Origin of the sequence: Streptomyces flavofungini (assembly GCF_014650815.1) — a bacterium.
Taxonomy (GTDB): domain Bacteria; phylum Actinomycetota; class Actinomycetes; order Streptomycetales; family Streptomycetaceae; genus Streptomyces; species Streptomyces flavofungini.
The window spans coordinates 1-838 of the sequence record NZ_BMVR01000065.1 but is presented as its reverse complement, the minus strand read 5'-3'; the positions used below and the strand labels follow the sequence as shown (position 1 = coordinate 838).

At 57.2% G+C, this 838-nt stretch carries 1 rRNA gene; it reads right to left on the bottom strand.

Annotation, left to right across the window (positions count from 1 at the left end):
• Positions 1-838 (bottom strand): 23S ribosomal RNA (locus IE274_RS39140); the annotation flags it as partial.

Below are 838 nucleotides of genomic sequence, written 5' to 3'. Positions count from 1 at the left end.
CCTGCGTCACCCCATCACTCACCTACTACCAACTTGGACCGGCGGCTCCACCACTCCCCTTTGCCCGAAGGCTCCAGGGCGGCTTCACGGCCTTAGCATCACTGGATTCGATGTTTGACGCTTCACAGCGGGTACCGGAATATCAACCGGTTATCCATCGACTACGCCTGTCGGCCTCGCCTTAGGTCCCGACTTACCCTGGGCAGATCAGCTTGACCCAGGAACCCTTAGTCAATCGGCGCACACGTTTCTCACGTATGTATCGCTACTCATGCCTGCATTCTCACTCGTGAACCGTCCACCACTGCCTTCCGGCGCAGCTTCACCCGGCACACGACGCTCCCCTACCCATCCATACAGGCGTTGGCCCTATTGTATGAATGACACGACTTCGGCGGTACGCTTGAGCCCCGCTACATTGTCGGCGCGGAATCACTAGACCAGTGAGCTATTACGCACTCTTTCAAGGGTGGCTGCTTCTAAGCCAACCTCCTGGTTGTCTCTGCGACTCCACATCCTTTCCCACTTAGCGTACGCTTAGGGGCCTTAGTCGATGCTCTGGGCTGTTTCCCTCTCGACCATGGAGCTTATCCCCCACAGTCTCACTGCCGCGCTCTCACTTACCGGCATTCGGAGTTTGGCTAAGGTCAGTAACCCGGTAGGGCCCATCGCCTATCCAGTGCTCTACCTCCGGCAAGAAACACACGACGCTGCACCTAAATGCATTTCGGGGAGAACCAGCTATCACGGAGTTTGATTGGCCTTTCACCCCTAACCACAGGTCATCCCCCAGGTTTTCAACCCTGGTGGGTTCGGCCCTCCACGAAGTCTTACCTCC